The organism is Malonomonas rubra DSM 5091, assembly GCF_900142125.1.
In the GTDB taxonomy this organism is placed as follows: Bacteria; Desulfobacterota; Desulfuromonadia; order Desulfuromonadales; family Geopsychrobacteraceae; genus Malonomonas; species Malonomonas rubra.
Window position 1 is genome coordinate 1 of record NZ_FQZT01000004.1, and the last position, 15,772, is coordinate 15,772.

General features: G+C 56.3%; 18 protein-coding genes. 6 read left to right on the forward strand and 12 right to left on the reverse strand.

What is annotated here, in order from left to right; translation table 11 throughout:
* Positions 1-151 precede the first annotated feature (151 nt).
* Positions 152-604, reverse strand: coding sequence for an SRPBCC family protein (locus BUB13_RS06770; protein ID WP_072907122.1), 453 nt, complete (start codon positions 602-604; stop codon positions 152-154).
* Between the two features lie 104 nt (positions 605-708).
* Here BUB13_RS06770 and BUB13_RS06775 point away from each other — a divergent pair, with 104 nt between their 5' ends.
* Both BUB13_RS06775 and BUB13_RS06780 read left to right on the forward strand, forming a co-directional pair.
* Complete coding sequence (locus BUB13_RS06775; protein ID WP_072907124.1) at positions 709-1,662, forward strand: YbgA family protein; 954 nt, start codon at positions 709-711, stop codon at positions 1,660-1,662.
* Entirely contained in the window at positions 1,655-3,211 is a 1,557-nt protein-coding gene (locus tag BUB13_RS06780; protein ID WP_208610133.1) for a cryptochrome/DNA photolyase family protein, read from the forward strand. Before BUB13_RS06775 ends, BUB13_RS06780 begins: the two co-directional genes overlap by 8 nt.
* A 56-nt stretch (positions 3,212-3,267) precedes the next feature.
* Here the strand turns inward: BUB13_RS06780 and BUB13_RS06785 are convergent, their stop codons facing one another.
* Positions 3,268-3,462, reverse strand: a complete 195-nt coding sequence (locus tag BUB13_RS06785) for a hypothetical protein (protein WP_072907126.1) — start codon at positions 3,460-3,462, stop codon at positions 3,268-3,270.
* A 410-nt stretch (positions 3,463-3,872) separates the two neighbouring features.
* Between BUB13_RS06785 and BUB13_RS06790 the strand changes: the two genes are divergently transcribed.
* Positions 3,873-4,271, forward strand: a complete 399-nt coding sequence (locus tag BUB13_RS06790) for a hypothetical protein (protein WP_139249324.1) — start codon at positions 3,873-3,875, stop codon at positions 4,269-4,271.
* Positions 4,272-4,512: 241 nt separating this feature from the next.
* Positions 4,513-4,728: a hypothetical protein gene (locus BUB13_RS06795; protein WP_072907141.1), complete on the forward strand. Its 216-nt coding sequence runs from the start codon at positions 4,513-4,515 to the stop codon at positions 4,726-4,728.
* Positions 4,729-4,745: 17 nt separating this feature from the next.
* Here the strand turns inward: BUB13_RS06795 and BUB13_RS06800 are convergent, their stop codons facing one another.
* Positions 4,746-5,663: a pirin family protein gene (locus BUB13_RS06800; protein WP_072907142.1), complete on the reverse strand. Its 918-nt coding sequence runs from the start codon at positions 5,661-5,663 to the stop codon at positions 4,746-4,748.
* Positions 5,664-5,729: 66 nt separating this feature from the next.
* Here BUB13_RS06800 and BUB13_RS19350 point away from each other — a divergent pair, with 66 nt between their 5' ends.
* Positions 5,730-5,858, forward strand: coding sequence for a hypothetical protein (locus tag BUB13_RS19350; protein WP_279625973.1), 129 nt, complete (start codon positions 5,730-5,732; stop codon positions 5,856-5,858).
* A gap of 64 nt (positions 5,859-5,922) precedes the next feature.
* Positions 5,923-7,239, forward strand: a complete 1,317-nt coding sequence (locus BUB13_RS06805; protein WP_072907143.1) for a serine hydrolase domain-containing protein — start codon at positions 5,923-5,925, stop codon at positions 7,237-7,239.
* 32 nt (positions 7,240-7,271) lie between these two features.
* On the opposite strand, the gene BUB13_RS06810 is transcribed toward BUB13_RS06805, so the two are convergent.
* From BUB13_RS06810 to BUB13_RS06850, 9 genes are read right to left on the reverse strand one after another with little or no spacing between them, the layout of a single operon-like run.
* A complete protein-coding gene (locus BUB13_RS06810) occupies positions 7,272-7,826 on the reverse strand; it encodes a chalcone isomerase family protein (RefSeq protein WP_072907156.1) in 555 nt (184 codons plus the stop codon).
* On the reverse strand, positions 7,819-8,382 hold the full coding sequence (locus BUB13_RS06815; protein ID WP_072907158.1) for a DUF2878 domain-containing protein: 564 nt from the start codon (positions 8,380-8,382) through the stop codon (positions 7,819-7,821). The genes BUB13_RS06810 and BUB13_RS06815 overlap by 8 nt, the downstream gene beginning before the upstream one ends.
* A 13-nt stretch (positions 8,383-8,395) precedes the next feature.
* Positions 8,396-10,363 carry a DUF1365 family protein gene (locus BUB13_RS06820; RefSeq protein ID WP_072907160.1) on the reverse strand — a complete coding sequence of 656 codons (1,968 nt, stop codon included), beginning with the start codon at positions 10,361-10,363 and terminating at the stop codon, positions 8,396-8,398.
* Positions 10,360-11,640, reverse strand: coding sequence for an NAD(P)/FAD-dependent oxidoreductase (locus tag BUB13_RS06825; protein WP_084091825.1), 1,281 nt, complete (start codon positions 11,638-11,640; stop codon positions 10,360-10,362). Before BUB13_RS06825 ends, BUB13_RS06820 begins: the two co-directional genes overlap by 4 nt.
* A gap of 12 nt (positions 11,641-11,652) precedes the next feature.
* Positions 11,653-12,423 carry a DUF1295 domain-containing protein gene (locus tag BUB13_RS06830; RefSeq protein WP_072907162.1) on the reverse strand — a complete coding sequence of 257 codons (771 nt, stop codon included), beginning with the start codon at positions 12,421-12,423 and terminating at the stop codon, positions 11,653-11,655.
* 11 nt (positions 12,424-12,434) lie between these two features.
* Entirely contained in the window at positions 12,435-13,562 is a 1,128-nt protein-coding gene (locus tag BUB13_RS06835) for an NAD(P)/FAD-dependent oxidoreductase (RefSeq protein WP_072907164.1), read from the reverse strand.
* Entirely contained in the window at positions 13,555-14,487 is a 933-nt protein-coding gene (gene uvsE, locus BUB13_RS06840; protein WP_072907166.1) for a UV DNA damage repair endonuclease UvsE, read from the reverse strand. Before uvsE ends, BUB13_RS06835 begins: the two co-directional genes overlap by 8 nt.
* 12 nt (positions 14,488-14,499) lie before the next feature.
* Positions 14,500-15,348 (reverse strand): ChaN family lipoprotein, encoded by an 849-nt coding sequence (locus BUB13_RS06845; protein ID WP_072907168.1) that lies wholly within the window; start codon positions 15,346-15,348, stop codon positions 14,500-14,502.
* 14 nt (positions 15,349-15,362) lie between these two features.
* Positions 15,363-15,767, reverse strand: coding sequence for a DUF2177 family protein (locus BUB13_RS06850; RefSeq protein ID WP_072907170.1), 405 nt, complete (start codon positions 15,765-15,767; stop codon positions 15,363-15,365).
* Positions 15,768-15,772: the final 5 nt, after the last annotated feature.

Genomic DNA, 15,772 nt, shown 5'->3' on the forward strand with positions numbered 1-15,772 from the left:
ATGAACCTGGTTGGTTTGACCAAGAAGGCGATGCAGGATTCGAAGAAGTCGGTTGAGGCATCGAGCCTGCAGAAGTAAGCGAAAACCTCTCGCTGCATTCGAATGCGAAAAGGGCAACCAGAACGGTTGCCCTTTTCGCGTTGTGCTGCATTCAGCTGAACAGTTCTTGCAGCCTTTTTGAGCGATAGTCGAAGATTTCCTCCAGCATCTGTTTGACTCGCAACTCGTGAACCAGCAGGCCGAATGGGCCGAACGGCAAACGGTAGCTGACCCTGTCGATCATCCGGGTCTGTTTTTCTCCAGCCGGTTCCAGCAGGTGCTGGTGATGCCAGAGCCGATAGGGGCCAATCCGCTGTTCGTCGACAAAATATTCGCCGTCGCGGATATGCTTGATCTCGGTCAGCCAGCGCCAGTTTCCGAATAACGGAATACGGATGCGGTACTCGATCATTAAACCGTTGTACATTCTGTCGGGCAGGTCACTGACGATCTGAAAATATAGCTCCGGTGGAGTCAGTTCATTCAGGTTGGCCGGGGTTGCCATGAAATCCCAGAGCTTTTCCTGACTGACATTGAGGATAATCTCCTTTTCGAGAAAATGCATGATGGTTTCTCCTTGCAGGCGAAGTAATGTGTATAATTATAACTGTTTTGGACAGGTAACCGCAAAGACAGATAGGTTTAATTTTAACAGCGAGGAGCGCTGTCATGAATGATGAAAAAATCCGCTTGGGAATCAGCTCTTGCCTGCTGGGTCATGAAGTCCGCTTCGACGGCAGCCATAAGCGGGATCGCTTTCTCACCGACACCCTCGGCAACTACGTGGAGTATGTTCCTGTCTGCCCCGAGGTTGAGGTCGGTCTGCCCACGCCGCGCGATGCCCTGCGACTGGTCGGTACCCCTGCCAACCAGCGACTGGTGTTTGCCAAAAGTGGTGAAGATATCACCGAGCGGATGACGACCTGGGCCAAAAGGCGCGTGGCCGACCTGGAGAAGGAAGACCTCTGTGGTTTTATCTTTAAATCGAAGTCACCCAGCAGCGGGATGGAGCGGGTCAAGCTCTACGATCACAACAAGGTGCCGAAAAATGTCGGCATCGGCCTGTTCGCCAAAGCCTTCATGGAGCACTTCCCCCTGCTGCCGGTCGAGGAAGAGGGCCGCCTGCACGATCCCGGGCTGCGAGAGAACTTTATCGAGGCGATTTTCACCCTGAAACGCTGGCGCGAATCCTTGAGCGAAGGGAAAAGTGCTGGCAACCTGGTGGCGTTTCATAGCCGGCACAAGCTGCTGATCATGAGCCACAGCACCGAGATCTACCGCCAACTCGGTAAACTGGTGGCGCAGGCCGGCACGCAGGAATTGGAAGAGCTGTACCGCCTTTACCTGGAGTTGCTGCAAAAAGCCCTGAAGCTGAAAACCACGGTACCGAAACAGGTGAACGTGTTGCACCATATTCTTGGTTATTTCAAGAAACCGCTCAGCGCCGATGAAAAGCAGGAGGCACTGGAAATCATCGAAAGATATCGTGCCAGCCAGGTTCCTCTCGTCGTTCCGATGACCTTGCTGAACCATTTCGTTCGCAAATATGAGCAACCTTATTTGCTCGAGCAGGTCTATCTCAACCCGCATCCAATCGAGTTGAAGCTGCGCAACCATGTCTGAAACCCCGGCAATCCGTCTCCGCCAGCTCAATGATGCTCCGCTGAATCAGAACGGCGAGTTCGTGCTTTATTGGATGACCGCTTTTCGTCGTCCGTTTTACAACTTTGCCCTGCAGCGGGCCTGTGAATGGAGTCAAAATCTACGGAAGCCTCTGCTGATCCTCGAAGCTCTGCGCTGCGATTATCCCTATGCCAGTGACCGGCTGCATCGTTTCGTTCTGCAGGGGATGGCCGACAACGCCGAACATTTTTCGGCCACGCCGGCTGGCTACTACCCCTACGTTGAAACCGCGAAAGGTGCCGGGAAAGGTTTACTTAAAGCGCTGGCAGAAAAGGCCTGTCTGGTTGTCGGTGATGATCATCCCGGGTTTTTCTATCCACAAATGCTGAGCGCTGCCGCGGAAAAGCTATCTGTCCAGTTCGACGTGGTCGACAGCAACGGACTTTTGCCGCTTCGAGCGGCAGACAAGGCCTATCCAACCGCGTATGCGTTTCGCCGTTTCCTGCAAAAAAACCTGCCTGGTCACTTGTTCGAGTTTCCACTTCGCGACCCGGTGCAGGAGATCGAGCTCCCGTCTGCGCCGATTATTCCGACGGAAATGTTATTCCGCTGGCCGGAAGCAGGTCAAAATCTGCTTGCAGAAAATCAGCAGCTCAGCCAACTGCCGATCGATCACAGCGTCACCGTCTGTGATGAGTCTGGTGGTTGGCAGGAGGCGGAATTTTACCTCCGGCGATTTCTTGACGAGCGTCTGCCACACTACCTGCAACGCAGCGAACCGGACCGACAGGTTTCCAGCGAACTCTCTGCCTACCTGCACTTCGGCCATATTTCCAGCCATCAGGTCACGGCGGAGCTGTTTGCGCAGGAAGACTGGTCGATCGCCAAACTTGGCCCTGAAACCAAGGGCAAAAAGAGCGGCTGGTGGGGGTTGAGTGAATCCGCCGAGAGCTTCCTTGATGAGCTGGTCACCTGGCGGGAAGTCGGCTTTAACGGCGCCGTTTATCTTCCGGATTACGACCGTTATTCATCTTTGCCTGAGTGGGCGCGAGTCTCTCTTGCCAAGCACCGTAAGGATCCGCGTGCTTCCCTTTACAGTCTGGATCAGTTTGAGCGGGCACAGACCCATGATCCACTCTGGAACGCTGCGCAAAACCAGTTGCTGCAGGAAGGGAAAATCCAGAACTACCTGCGCATGCTGTGGGGAAAAAAGATTCTCGAATGGAGCCCGGATGCCGAAACCGCTTTGCAAACCATGCTTTACCTTAACGATAAATATGCCCTCGATGGCCGTGACCCGAACTCGGTCAGCGGTATTTTCTGGTGTTTCGGGCGCTATGATCGGGCCTGGGGACCTGAACGTCCGATCTTTGGCAAGATCCGTTATATGAGCTCAGAGAATACGGCACGCAAGTTTTCAGTAAAGGGCTACCTGAGAAAATATGGCGGTGTTAAGACACAGGATGGTCAGCTCCAGCTTTTCGCCAATTTGAATGCGGCAGCTTTAGATGTCGCAGACAGTGCCCCCGCAAAACCTGATCACAGCTAGCAAAGACTTTGATAGTGCCGACAAGCGCTATCGCTTGCAGAAGCTTGAAGCGACTTCTAGCCTTGAAGATTTCCCTGCCGCTGGTACCAGAACGACAACAACAGGGTACCGACAACTGAGAATGGCAGCCAGACAGTGGCCGCGTAGTAAAGAGGGATATCGGTCACTGTGAGCACCATCATCAGCATCAGGACTGGGGGAACGTAGATCAGGCCGAAGAAGACTGAGAACATCCAGACAATATCTTTCATGCACGCCTCCCGAAAATAGAACGATGTTTGTTTTGTAGTTTAGTGCGGTCGTAGGGAATTGACAAGAAAAATATTATTTTAGTGCTGTGTGTCTTTTGCGCGTTGGCTTTGTATGTCAAAGTGAAAGTGTCAAGATTTGGAGATTGTTCAGACATTGACGAGATAGTTTGACACCTGCAGAGGCAATATGATCAAAACTGGTGATCAGATCGTCTTTGCTGGCTATCTCGATCTGGTTCTTCCTAAAAATCACAGCTCTTCCCGCCTCTTATTTGGGTGTTTCCCCTATCGACTGAGAAAAAACACCTATGCAGAGTATGCTATTAATAAATACTTCTCTACTTGACTGCTGTGGTATTTCTGTTAGCTTAAGACCATATTTGGTCAAATGTTCCAAGTGGGGGGCACCTATGGGGATGAGAATAAAACTTTATGAAAGAGACCCTGCACTGCTGAGGCTTATCAGAATAATTTTGGAACGTCGAGGGCATGATGTCGAAGTCTTCGAAGAACACTATAACTGTTGCACTCTCAGTATTGATGGTGGCTGTACATGTCCTCCCGGTGAGACATGTGCTGATGCGGTCATTATCGACATGTCACCGCCCATCCTTGAAGTCATAAAGAAAATCAACATTCAAAAAGCGAAGGGCTGTAAATTGTTTGAGCAGAAAATAGCTGTTCTGAGCTCCTCTTTTACCGATTATCAAAAAGAAAAAATTCAGGATATGGGGCATACCCCGATCAAAAAACCTTTCTCACTGTCCAAGATCGAAGAGTGGTTGCTGCCTGATAATGCTGAGGACTAATCAGAGAGAAGCGGGCGAAAGTTCAGCGTCAGGAATTGGGCAGAGAACTGTAAAGGGTGGTTATTTTCCAGACAACTGAATAAAAATTTGCCGCCTGCAAGCTTTTCATCATCCTATCCGTTTTACCATTTTCCAGTCTAACTTCCTTGAAATACTGAGCTGTAGAAATACGCTGCAGGTTATCTACAGAGTTGGCCCCAACTTTGCTGTTTAATCCCTCCAGAAGCAAAGGAGGTTCAAAATGAAAGTCGCCCTCTACGAACATGCTCTCGATCAGGTCGCGATAAGGTACGCGGAACGTCTCAAGGCAAACCAAGTCAGCATGAGTGCAGGTGAGCTTGCCGAGTTGGTCGAAAAAAACTGGCCTAAAATCGTCGCTGAAGCGCTCACCATCTACCATCGTATTCTTGCCGCAGATAGCGAGCAGCTGCCTGCCCATCTGCAACCGGCTGCCTGATCCCTCTGGGTGTGTCTTTACTCCGGTAATGGAATAAACTCGGTCTCGCCCGGTACTTCAGGGAAGTGCTTTTCCGTCCAGTCCTGCTTGGCCTTCTCGATCAGCTCTTTGCGGCTGGACACCAAGTTCCACCAGACAGTACGTTTGCCGAGCGGTGTGCCACCGATGATCACCAGCCGGGTCGCCTCGAGCGCCCGCAACTCAACGTTACCTGTCTGATCAAAAAGTGCCATTTCATGTTGCTTGATACAGCTTCCCGCTTCTTTCACCTGGCCGGAGACAATGTAAACAGCCCGCTCTTCGATATCGTCCGGCAGAGAAACGATTCCTCCCTGTTCCATCTGCACCTCGACATACAAGGTCGGTGAGTGGGTTTTTACCGCCGATTTGACCCCGAACGCTTCACCGATCATCACCCGGATCTTGGCTTTTTCCAGCTCAACCTGCGGTAGAGAACGTTGGCTGTAATGGGTGAAGAAGGGTCTACACTCCTCATTTTCTTCCGGCAGGGCCAGCCACAATTGCAGTGCTTCCAGGGTATGTCCACTCAGGCGTAATTCAGGAGCAGTCCGTTCCGAATGAACGATCCCCCGTCCGGCCGTCATCCAGTTGATCTGGTTCGGCCTGATCGGCTGCACATGGCCGAGGCTGTCGCGGTGCAGAATTTCACCGGTGAAAACATAGGTCACGGTTGCCAGGCCGATATGCGGGTGAGGGCGGACATCGATCCCTTCTCCGGGGGGAAACAGAGCGGGGCCGAGGTGGTCGAAAAAGATGAAAGGCCCAACGTTTGCCAGTTCTTTACTCGGTAGGAAGCGGCGCACGGAGAAGCCGCCGAGATCACGCTCAACCGGTTCCAGCAACTGTTTTATCGCTGTGCAATCGGGCAAAGGACATTGTTTGCACGAAGTTTCGTTGGCGATCAGATCACTCATCTTTTCCACCTTTCAGTTAGGCATTTTCAGCGTCAGGTTCCGTGTCAGATGGAGCAAAATCTCTTGATGATGAAAATCGAACAGAAATTGTTAGAATTTAAACTTGCCATGGCACTGTCACAAGGAGTCTATCATGAAATTATTCGGCAGTTAGCCGCTTGGAGAGAGCGACTTGTCATGGTGCCGATGGCCTGAGCGTTTTCGCCTGACCCTATATCGCCAATCCCGGTTTGGTCGAGCGTCTAAAGGAGAGCTGAGCATGTTGACCTTGAAAACAAGAATTTCCCTGCTGCTCTTAATCGGGCTGCTGCTTTACGGTTTTGCCTGGGCGACGCCGTCAGCACCGTTGAGCGCTGAAGATTCCGACCCCCGAAAGCTTGGTTGGATGACTGGCTCGCCGCCAGCGGCCGATAAACTGGTCATGCAGCCGGATTCCAATTTCTTCAGCTTCCCCAAATTGCGTTGGACGGTTTGCCATATTCGCGAGCTGATGCCGACCAAGCAGGTCAGCCGTGGCATTGGTCCGGTGATTCCCCTGCCATACAAATACGATGCGGGCATCGATATCCTCAGCTTCCTGCCGCTCGGGGCCAGCGAGCCGATGACCTGGGCGGAGTCGCTGGCCGAAAATTATACCGACGGCATGCTCATCATCCATAAGGGGAAGATTGTCTACGAACGCTATTTCGGCTGCCTTAACGAGGACGGAAAACATGCGGCAATGTCGATGACTAAATCGATGACCGGGCTGCTGGCTGAAATTCTGGTCGTTGAGGGGGTGCTCGATGAGCAGGCCAAGGCCGCTTCGATTGTTCCGGAGTTGGCCAGCAGCGCTTTCGGTAGCGCGACGGTGCGCCAGGTGATGGATATGACCACGGCCCTAGACTACAGCGAAGACTACGCTGACCCACAGGCTGATATCTGGGCCTATTCCAAGGCAGCCAACCCGCTGCCTAAGCCTTTGGGATACAGCGGCCCGAACGGCTATTTCGAGTACCTGCAGACTGTTAAGCAACAGGGGGAACACGGAGAAAAGTTCGGTTATAAAACCATCAACACCGACGCCCTCGGCTGGATCATTTCGCGCATCACCGGTAAAAATCTTGCCGAACTGTTTTCAGAGCGGATCTGGAGTCATCTCGGCGCTGAGCAGGATGCATACCTGACGGTCGACGCCAAAGGTACAGCCTTCGCGGGTGGCGGACTGTCAGCCGGGCTGCGTGATCTCGGGCGTATCGGCCTGCTGTTGCTTAATGATGGCGTAATCAACGGAACGCGACTGTTTCCAAAAGAGGTCGTGACCAGGATTCGGGCTGGTGGCGATAAGAACGCCTTCGCCAAGGCCGGTTACAAAACCCTGCCCGGAGGCAGCTATCGCAGCATGTGGTGGGTATTTCACAACCAGCACGGCTCCTATGCCGCGCGCGGTGTGCACGGGCAGACGATCTATATCGACCCAACGGCCGAGATGGTGATCGTCAGGTTCGCTTCTTACCCATCGGCAAAAAACGCAAAAATCGATCCGACCTCGCTACCGGCCTACCAGGCCGTTGCTGAATATTTGCTGAAGAAATAGATACTGAATCTGCAGCCCAGCGGCGTAGCTGATCAGCCTCCCAGGATTCGATCGCGGAAACTCTCGCTGATGGGGGATGGGCCGATCCAGAGGCCGAAATATGCGACAGCAAAGTCATGCCCGGCAACGCTACCGAGTCGCTCGCCGTTGAGTCTCAACTCTGTGCCGATGCCCGGGTGATAAACCAAACTATAGCGGTCGCCAGGGCTGATATCGCGGAAAAATTGGTAGAACCGGTCCAGCCGTTCGGCGAGAGCCTGGTACTTGCTTGGCTGCAGATTATTCCGCAGCAACTCATCTGAAGAGCTGGAAAAATCGTCTGCTTTAAAGTTACGCAGGTAGGAAATTTCCAGCAATTTTGGCACGTCTTCCTCCCAGCGCGAGGTGGCTTGCCCCTCCGGCAGGTAAAAAGCACCGACATAGACATCGAAAAAAACCGCCCAGGTCAGCAGCGCCGTGCCGGTTAGTTGCAACTCGGTGTCGACCACCTTGCGCTGCTGCTCAAAATTCACTCCTTCTATCTCGACCTTGGAGAAACCGGCAGCAGGGAGGATCAGCAAAATAAACAGAACGAGAACTTTACGCATAATTCGACCTTTCGAAGACTCCCCGATACTGCCCACTGGGGTAACCGATGCGAGTACTCAGCCAGGCCATCAGCGGTACCACAAGGGACCAGATAACGGCGAGAACAATCAGGCTCAGGGTTGGGTTGGGGCCGAATTCTGCAGCGCCGAGGCGAATCCCGCCGCCGTAGGCCAGCGGCCCACCGACCAGGCCGAACAGCATCGCCACTAGCGGGCGATCGACCAGCCAGGAGAGCGCGTAGTGAAACAGGGTGGCAAACTGTGCCCAGATGACAAATACCCAGAGTGGCAACCAGAGCCCGAGCGCGTCCGGTTTGAAGCTGAGCAGACCGAAAGCCTGCTGGCTGCTGTCGACGAGAATGCCGAGTGCTATTGCCAAAGCGATCAGGCGGACTTCAGTCCGCCGTTCTTGTGCCAGCCAAAGGTGCACCAGCACCAGTAGGAGTGCCAGCCCACCGCCGAGCAAGGGGTAACCCCAGGCGGCACCGAACACGCAGCAGGCCCAGCCCAGCTCGTAGAGAACGGCGTTGACGATTTTACTGGCACCTGCTGACATGCTCCGCTCCTTTTCAGCCTTTCCCCGGCTTATCCAGTTCGAGCTGCGCCAGGTCGATGATCCGGTTGGCGAAGCCGGCCTGGCAGTAGGCGAAGTAATACTCCCACTTGCGCAGGAACTTTTCGTCGTAGCCGAGCGCCATAATTTCTTCGCGCTTCTGCAGCAGGGTCCGCCGCCAGATATCGAGGGTGCGCGCGTAATCGGCCGCGTAATTTTCCAGCCGGGACATGGTCAGGCTGCTGCTCGCCAGCGCCTTGGCCATGGCGCCGAGCGACGGCAGATGGCCACCTGGAAAGATATGCTTGCGGATCCAGTCAGAGCTGAAGCGGTAGGCGTCATATTTGCGATCGGGGATGGTGATCACCTGGATCACCGCCCGCCCGCTAGGCCGTAATGCTTTGTCGCAGGCTTGAAAATAGGGTTTGAGCCCGGCGTGACCGACCGCTTCCAGCATCTCGATCGAGACGATTTTATCGTATTGCCCTTCGATATGCCGGTAGTCGCAGATTTTCAACTCGATCTGTTCTTCCAGCCCGGCCTCACGGACCCGCTCGCGAGCCAGCGACAATTGCTCGTGCGACAGGGTGATGCCGGTCAGCCGGCAGCCGGTCTGACGCACTGCTTCGATGGCAAAGCTGCCCCAGCCGCAGCCGATCTCCAGCACATGATCGTCGCTGCTGATCTGCGCTTTCTCAATAATCGTCTGCAGTTTGTTGCGCTGGGCCTGTTCGAGACTGTTGGTTTCATCCCGAAACAGCGCCGCCGAGTAGGTCATGCTCGGATCGAGGAAGGTGGCAAAGAACTGGTTGCTCAGATCGTAATGTTCGCGGATGTTGCGCGAGCTGCCGCTGATGGTATTGGCGCGCAGCTGGTGACGGATGATGTTCAGCCAGCGGCCGAGCAAGGCAGTGGCGACGTTGCGGTCATCGATCAGCTCGGCGTTTCCGGCCAGCAGCGTCAGCAGCCCCGGCAGGTCGTCACTGGTCCATTCGCCGTCGGTGTAGGCTTCGCCGAAACCGATTTCGCTGGCTAGCATGATCCGGCGGAAAAAGCTGTTTTCCCGTATCTTCAGCAGCTGCGGTTCGTCACTTCTCTCGCCGTAATGCAAGCGGCCGCCTTCCGGCAGCTGCAGGGCGAGGGAACCATGCTGAAGGCGAGAGAAGTGTTTATGGGCGAAGGCCCGGCCGATCCGGTCGAGCAGGGTCGGCGGCACCGGGCGGATGGTCATCTGGTGGTCAGGAACTGGCTTGGTAAACACGGGAAGCCTCCTTTGCCAGTAAAGCCGCGCCGCCTGCCAGAGGATTCTCGGCATGGTCAGGGCGGCGGTCAATGGATGTCGTACGATCGTCTTCAGCAGGTTGTTTGTCGTCAAAGGTTGTGCCTGCCCCTGAATGCGGGCGATCAGCGCGAGCTGCCGCGACTGGTAGAAGTGAATCTGGTTATCGATCTGCTGCTGCGGTCTGCTGATGTGAAATTCGTAGTGGCCGTCGCGGGTGAAAAAGGGCGAGACGTGAAACTGCTTGGCGTTGCTGACCTGCAGCTGGCCGTCGCGCTCTTCCACGGAGCTGATATCAAGCAGGTAGAGGTGCATCTCGCCGAAGGTGTTGTTGACCTGGGCCAGCACGTAGCGCAGCTGATCGTCACGATCGTAGCAGTAGAAATAGCTGATCGGGTTGAAGACGTAGTTGAAGTAGCGCGCCGCGGTGATCAGCATGACCCGGCCGAGGGTTTGCTCGACACCGAAATCGGTCAGCGATTGTTCCAGTTTCTGCCGCAGCGGTTGATCGCCCTGCTGCAGGTAATCCTTATCGTGAATCGCGACCGGCCGCAGCTGGTTGTAGCCAAACAGTGGATTCTGTTGCGCCAGTTCGGCAAGCTCATCGATATCGAAGGCGTAAAAATAGACCGGGTAGCGGAAGCTGTGTTTGACCGGGGTCAGCCGGGCGTGGCTGACCTCGCCCTGGTAGATCAGCGAGTTCATAGCTCCACCCCGAAATCCTTGCCGACCGCGACTGCCGAGCGGACCGCGTCTTCATGGAAGCCGTAACCGAAGTAACTGCCGCAGAACCAGCTGTTGTTCTGGCCGTTGAGGCTCGGCAGATTCTTTTGCGTTGCCAGCGAAGCGAAGCTGTACTGGGGGTGATGATAGTCGAACTCGGCGATCACCGTCTCCGGATCAAAACCCTGTCGCCGGTTCAGGGTTACGCAGTAGTGCTGCTGCGCTGAAAAGCCCTGCAGCAGGTTCATGTAATAGCTGACGTAGACCGGCTTTTCATCGCTGCTGGAAGATTCGCGGGTGAAGTTCCAGGCCGACCAGGCTGAGCGCTGTGGCGGCAGCAGTGAGGCGTCTGTGTGCAGCACCGTGTGGTTGAGCTGATACTCCCAGGGAGCGAGCAGACGTTCTTCATCAGTGCTCGGATCACCGAGCAGCTGCAGCGCCTGGTCGGCGTGGGTGGCGATGATCACCCGGTCGAAGCGTTTGCTGTGGCCGTCGGCAAATTGCAGCCGCACAGTCCCATTTTCGCGGAAGACTTTTTCCACCCCGGCATTCAGGCGGATTTCGCCGCCGAAGCTTTCGCGGAAGGCTTTGACGTAGCTGAAGCTGCCGCCGACAACTGTTTTCCACTGTGGCCGCTTGCGGAATGAGAGCAGGCCGTGGTTCTTGAAGAAACGCAGGAACGCCTCGGCCGGGAAATCTGCGGCACGCAGTGCCGGAGTCGACCAGATCGCCGCCGCCATCGGCAGCAGGTAGTTGTCGATCATAAAGCGGGAATAATTGCCGCATTTCAGGTACTGGCCGAGGGTGATGTCCGGGATCTTGCCTGCCGTCAGGTCCTCGCGCGCCTGTTTGCTGAAGCGACCGATCTCGAGCAGAAACTGGAAAAAACTCGGGCTGACCAGGTTGCGGCGCTGGGCGAACAGGCCGTTCAGGTCGTTGCCGGCATAGACCAGCCCGCTCTGCAGGCACTGAAAGCCGAAGGACATCTCGGCGTCGCGGGTGGCCACACCGAGCCGGGCGAGAAATTTCTGGAACAGCGGATAGGTGGCATCGTTCAGTACGATAAAACCGGTATCGACCGCCAATCCGGCGTCCGGTCCCTGGTCGATTTCAACCGTGTTGGTGTGGCCACCGAGATAATGGTTCTGCTCCAGCAGCGTCACCTGGTGTTTCTGTTGCAGCAGGTAGGCACTGACGATCCCGGCCACGCCTCCGCCGACCACGGCAATCTTCATCTTATCCGACATTGCATGCGACATATTCCCACCTCTTCAGGATTTAGGTATCCATGGAAAAAATGCATTGGTGCGTTGTTTGTAAACTTCGAATTCCGGGTTGCCGGCGTAGCGCTCTTCCAGCATCGGGATGCCGGAGACTTTCAGCAGCAGGAAATCGATCAGCAGCGGACTGATGATAGCCAGCCAGCCGAGCGGGGCGCCGAGAGTGATGAGGAAGATGCCCCACCAGAGAGTCGCCTCGCCGAAATAGTTGGGGTGGCGGGTGAAACGCCAGAGCCCGAAGCGCATGATCCGGCCGCGGTTCTCCGCATTGTTTTTGAACTGCAGCAGCTGCCAGTCGCCGATCGCCTCAAAGCCAAAACCGATCAGCCAGATCAGCACGCCGAACAGGTCGAGCCAGCCGAGCGGGCCGCCGGGAGCGCGGAGCACCAGCAGCATCGGCAGAGCGACCAGGTAGATGACAGTGCCCTGCAACAGGTAAATCTGCAGGTAGCTGCGCCAGACGAAGGTTTTGCCCCAGCTCTCTCGCCACTGGCGGTAGCGGGGATCCTCTCCCTCTTCGTTGCGTTTGCGCGCAGCGATGTGAATCGCCAGGCGCAATCCCCAGATACTGATCAACGCCAGCACTAACAGTTGGCGACTGTCGCCAGTGCCATAAACCAGTGAGCCACTCCAGCCGACCAGCACGAAGCCCAGCCCGTAGGCGATATCGACGATGCTGTTGTCCTCCAGTTTGAGCGCCAGCAGGAAGACAGCCGTCATAAAACAGAGCAATATAAACGCGGTCAGCAGGAACAGGTTCATGGTTCACTCCGCTAGGGAAACCCGGTGTAGGTGTCGACCCCGTCGAGGAACAGGTCGTACTGGCTTTCCATCGCTTCTTTCAAGGTGTTGGCGGCAAAGCCGGTGAACAGGTTGCAGCGCAGGCCGAGCCAGCCGACGGCGTCGATCGGGCCGAGGCTGAGCAGGTAGCCCTTCTCCTGGTAACGGTAGCGGCGCAGTCCGCGTCCGGCGTTCAAGTTGCGGATGTTGTGCGCTACCAGCTTGCCCTTGCGCACCGCCGCCTGCGCGGTCAGCAGGTTGAGGCCGTTACCGGCAAAATCGGCGCAATCACCGGCGCTGAAGATATCCGGCAGCAGCTGGCCATCAATCTCGACCTGGCCGTAAGCGTTGCTGGTTATCGCGAAGGGGGAACGCTGCACGCCTGGAAACAGCAGTGTTCCTGTCGACGGCAGAGTATATTCGCGGCTGGTCTGGCATTCCGTCAGCAGCACCTTGCCGTCTTGTTGGCCGCGGTACTCGGTGTCCGGCAGGTAGTCGATGCCATCCCTTTTCAGTTTACGGACGACGTAGCGATGAGCCCTCTCTGGCAGCCCAGGCAGAGTGCGCGGGTTGAGGTCGATCAGCCGCAGCGCAGCCGCGATCCGCTGTTTGCGCAGCAGCGCCTGCAGTTCGAAGAGTACCTGCAGGCCGGTCGCGCCACCGCCGACCAGGGAAATGTCGAGCTGATCTGTTTCCGCCTGCTGCCGCCATTGGTCGAGCAGTTCCGGTCCCTGTCCCGCCAGCAGATGCTTCAGGCCGTAGACATTTTCGCCGGCCGGTTTCAGCGCTGCTGTTGCGCCGGTACTGATCAGCAACCAGTCAAAGCCGAGCGGGCCATCCTTCAGCTCGATGCTTTTCTCCTGCTGCCAGCGCTGCAGTTCAGTGGCATCGAAATCGATCCGCTGCTGGTGAAAATGGAAATTGAAGCGTTCCGCCAGTTCGGCATAGGGCAGCTTGAAATCGCTGGCCGGCTTGCTGAAGGTCTTGTGCAGGTTGGTCACTTTGCAGTGCTCCGCGCCTGCGTCGACAAGATGCAGTTCCAGTTTCGGCGCTTTCTTCGCCAGCTCGATCAGGCACGCCAGCCCGGCATATCCACCACCGATGACCGCGACTCTAGCCATGACTTGCTCCTTCCCCCGGCCAATCTGGCAGGGCCAATTGCTCTTTCAACTGCAGCACCGCCGGTTCCTTGGCCTTGGCTTCGACATCGAGGGTTGCGTCGAGAGCCAGCCATTCCACAGGAAAATCGGCAGGATCGATAAAATCAGCGTGCGGTTTCGGATTGCCATCCCAGCCCTGTTTCGGCGAGGAGATATGCAGGTAAGGCTCTCGGTCGACCCGCTGCCAGCTCTCAAGGCAGATTTCGGTCGCTGCGGCGATGCTCAAGCCGTCCGGGTTGCAGCGGTGGTGATGCACGTCGTAAACCAGCGGGATGGCATAGTCGGCGCAAAAAGGCCGAAGATCGGCGACGCTGTAGCTGACATCGTCGTTTTCCAGAGTCAGCCGGCTGCGGATGGCCTCCGGCAGCTTCTCGATCTCTTTGCCGAGGCGACGCAATGCCGCCGGTTTGTCACCGTAAACCCCACCTGCATGGATGTTGATGACATCGGCGCCGATCAACTCTGCCAGCTCCGCCTGGTAAGCGAGCTCGCGCAGCGAAGATTCGGTTACCTCTGGACGCGGACTGGAGAGTAGCACGAACTGGTCGGGGTGAAAGCTGAGCCGCAGCCGGGCGGCTGTTTTCCGCTGCTTCACCTCGTGGAGGATCGCCCTGATTTCGTCCGCGCTCGCCAGCTGGTCGAGCTGGTAGCCGACTTCCGGGTGGGTGAAGAGTGGGAACAGTGGCGAAAGCACGCGGAAGGCGCCGATGCCGAGATGGCGAACTTCGTCGACGGCGGCGAGCAGGGCGCGGCTGTTCTCCAGGCAGAGCTGGTCGAGCCGTGCCAGTTGCTCGTCACGCGGCAGCCGCAGCAGGCTTTTTGCCGTGCTGCTGCGGAATTTTATCGGCGCCTGGCGGAACAGGCAACAGAGTCCGAGTCGCAGCATCATCTCATCCCGTCAGTGCAGTGGACCCGCTTCCAGGCCCTGCAACAGGTAGTCACCATCGTCAGCCGAGGTGTGGTTGAGGTCGAGGCGCCCCGGAATTTCCGGCAGCAGCACCCGGTAGCTGAAGTCACCAAAACGTTCCAGCTGCTCCGGCATGCCGTGTCGCCAGGCATGACCGATCCCGGCCAGCACGACGACCGTTCGCTGCGGGTTGTCATTCTGGTAAGCGGCCAGTTGCTCTGCCATGCTGGCATCCCAGAGAATTTGTGCCTGGCAGAAATAATCGAAGGCGGTGCCATCGAGGGGGTGACCGTCCAGAGTGCGGCGGATGAAGTCGCGGTACTTGTTGCTGACATTACAGGTTGCCAGCGGCAGCTTGGCGCGCTCTTCGTCAGTCAGCGAATTAAAACCGTTGCGGGCCACCTTGCGAACATATTTGCGCGGAATGTTGAGACCGACCATCGGGATGCCGTTATCCCGTGCAAACACAAAGATACCCCGGTAAAGGTCCCAGCGGTTCCAGTGGCCAGCGAAGATTTTCGCAAAGTCCGCTTCGTCGATCTTGCCGGCGACCCAGCGATCGAGCTCATCCTGGCCATCGTAGCGGAACATCTCCAGGCCGATGGCGACCTCGGCACCGGCGGCGTGCAGCTCACGGATGATCTGCAGCTGGGCATCGTGGTGCGCTTTCTGGTCGTGACTTTCGCCGACAAACACCACCTGCATCTGCGCGAGGTCGGCGGTTAACTGTTTCAGGTGGACCACCTCTCCGCTGTTCAGGTTGACGCTGTGAGCGGCAGCTGTGGTTGTCAGAAACAGACTGATAAAAAATAGGAAGAATATCTGCAAAGCTGTTTTCATGCGATGTCCTCCTGTTAATTTAACCAGCGCCCGATAAGGTAGCTGCCGGAAGCAACCAGTGTGCAGAGGACAGTACCCCAGGCAATATCGACAAAGACCACCTTGAGCGGCCAGTCACGCAGGGTTGCCAGGTTGGTCAGATCGTAGGTGGCGTAGGTAAAAAATCCGAACAGCGCTCCCCAGACTGCCGCTTTGGCCAGGGATCCGGCATCCAGCCCGGGTTTGACCGCGAACAGGATGATACCGGCGATGTACATAAAGTAGAAAGCCAGCGCTGCCGGCCAGTTGACCGCCGGACTGAGCAGGTGGGCAAGGTTGTTCTGATAGAAATTTTTCGCCACAACCCCAAGCCAGAGAAGATCGATGGCGAAGAAAACCGGGATCGTCAGCAGGTAAAGTTTCAGATAGTAGCCAATCATCGTAA

What these genes read in the sequence shown, in the direction of transcription:
- BUB13_RS06770 (WP_072907122.1), bottom strand. Translation starts at nt 604, where the DNA reads ATGCATTTTCTCGAAAAGGAGATTATCCTCAATGTCAGTCAGGAAAAG.
- BUB13_RS06775 (WP_072907124.1), top strand. Translation starts at nt 709, where the DNA reads ATGAATGATGAAAAAATCCGCTTGGGAATCAGCTCTTGCCTGCTGGGT.
- BUB13_RS06780 (WP_208610133.1), top strand. Translation starts at nt 1,655, where the DNA reads ATGTCTGAAACCCCGGCAATCCGTCTCCGCCAGCTCAATGATGCTCCG.
- BUB13_RS06785 (WP_072907126.1), bottom strand. Translation starts at nt 3,462, where the DNA reads ATGAAAGATATTGTCTGGATGTTCTCAGTCTTCTTCGGCCTGATCTAC.
- BUB13_RS06790 (WP_139249324.1), top strand. Translation starts at nt 3,873, where the DNA reads ATGGGGATGAGAATAAAACTTTATGAAAGAGACCCTGCACTGCTGAGG.
- BUB13_RS06795 (WP_072907141.1), top strand. Translation starts at nt 4,513, where the DNA reads ATGAAAGTCGCCCTCTACGAACATGCTCTCGATCAGGTCGCGATAAGG.
- BUB13_RS06800 (WP_072907142.1), bottom strand. Translation starts at nt 5,663, where the DNA reads ATGAGTGATCTGATCGCCAACGAAACTTCGTGCAAACAATGTCCTTTG.
- BUB13_RS19350 (WP_279625973.1), top strand. Translation starts at nt 5,730, where the DNA reads ATGATGAAAATCGAACAGAAATTGTTAGAATTTAAACTTGCCATGGCA.
- BUB13_RS06805 (WP_072907143.1), top strand. Translation starts at nt 5,923, where the DNA reads ATGTTGACCTTGAAAACAAGAATTTCCCTGCTGCTCTTAATCGGGCTG.
- BUB13_RS06810 (WP_072907156.1), bottom strand. Translation starts at nt 7,826, where the DNA reads ATGCGTAAAGTTCTCGTTCTGTTTATTTTGCTGATCCTCCCTGCTGCC.
- BUB13_RS06815 (WP_072907158.1), bottom strand. Translation starts at nt 8,382, where the DNA reads ATGTCAGCAGGTGCCAGTAAAATCGTCAACGCCGTTCTCTACGAGCTG.
- BUB13_RS06820 (WP_072907160.1), bottom strand. Translation starts at nt 10,363, where the DNA reads ATGAACTCGCTGATCTACCAGGGCGAGGTCAGCCACGCCCGGCTGACC.
- BUB13_RS06825 (WP_084091825.1), bottom strand. Translation starts at nt 11,640, where the DNA reads ATGTCGCATGCAATGTCGGATAAGATGAAGATTGCCGTGGTCGGCGGA.
- BUB13_RS06830 (WP_072907162.1), bottom strand. Translation starts at nt 12,423, where the DNA reads ATGAACCTGTTCCTGCTGACCGCGTTTATATTGCTCTGTTTTATGACG.
- BUB13_RS06835 (WP_072907164.1), bottom strand. Translation starts at nt 13,562, where the DNA reads ATGGCTAGAGTCGCGGTCATCGGTGGTGGATATGCCGGGCTGGCGTGC.
- uvsE (WP_072907166.1), bottom strand. Translation starts at nt 14,487, where the DNA reads ATGCTGCGACTCGGACTCTGTTGCCTGTTCCGCCAGGCGCCGATAAAA.
- BUB13_RS06845 (WP_072907168.1), bottom strand. Translation starts at nt 15,348, where the DNA reads ATGAAAACAGCTTTGCAGATATTCTTCCTATTTTTTATCAGTCTGTTT.
- BUB13_RS06850 (WP_072907170.1), bottom strand. Translation starts at nt 15,767, where the DNA reads ATGATTGGCTACTATCTGAAACTTTACCTGCTGACGATCCCGGTTTTC.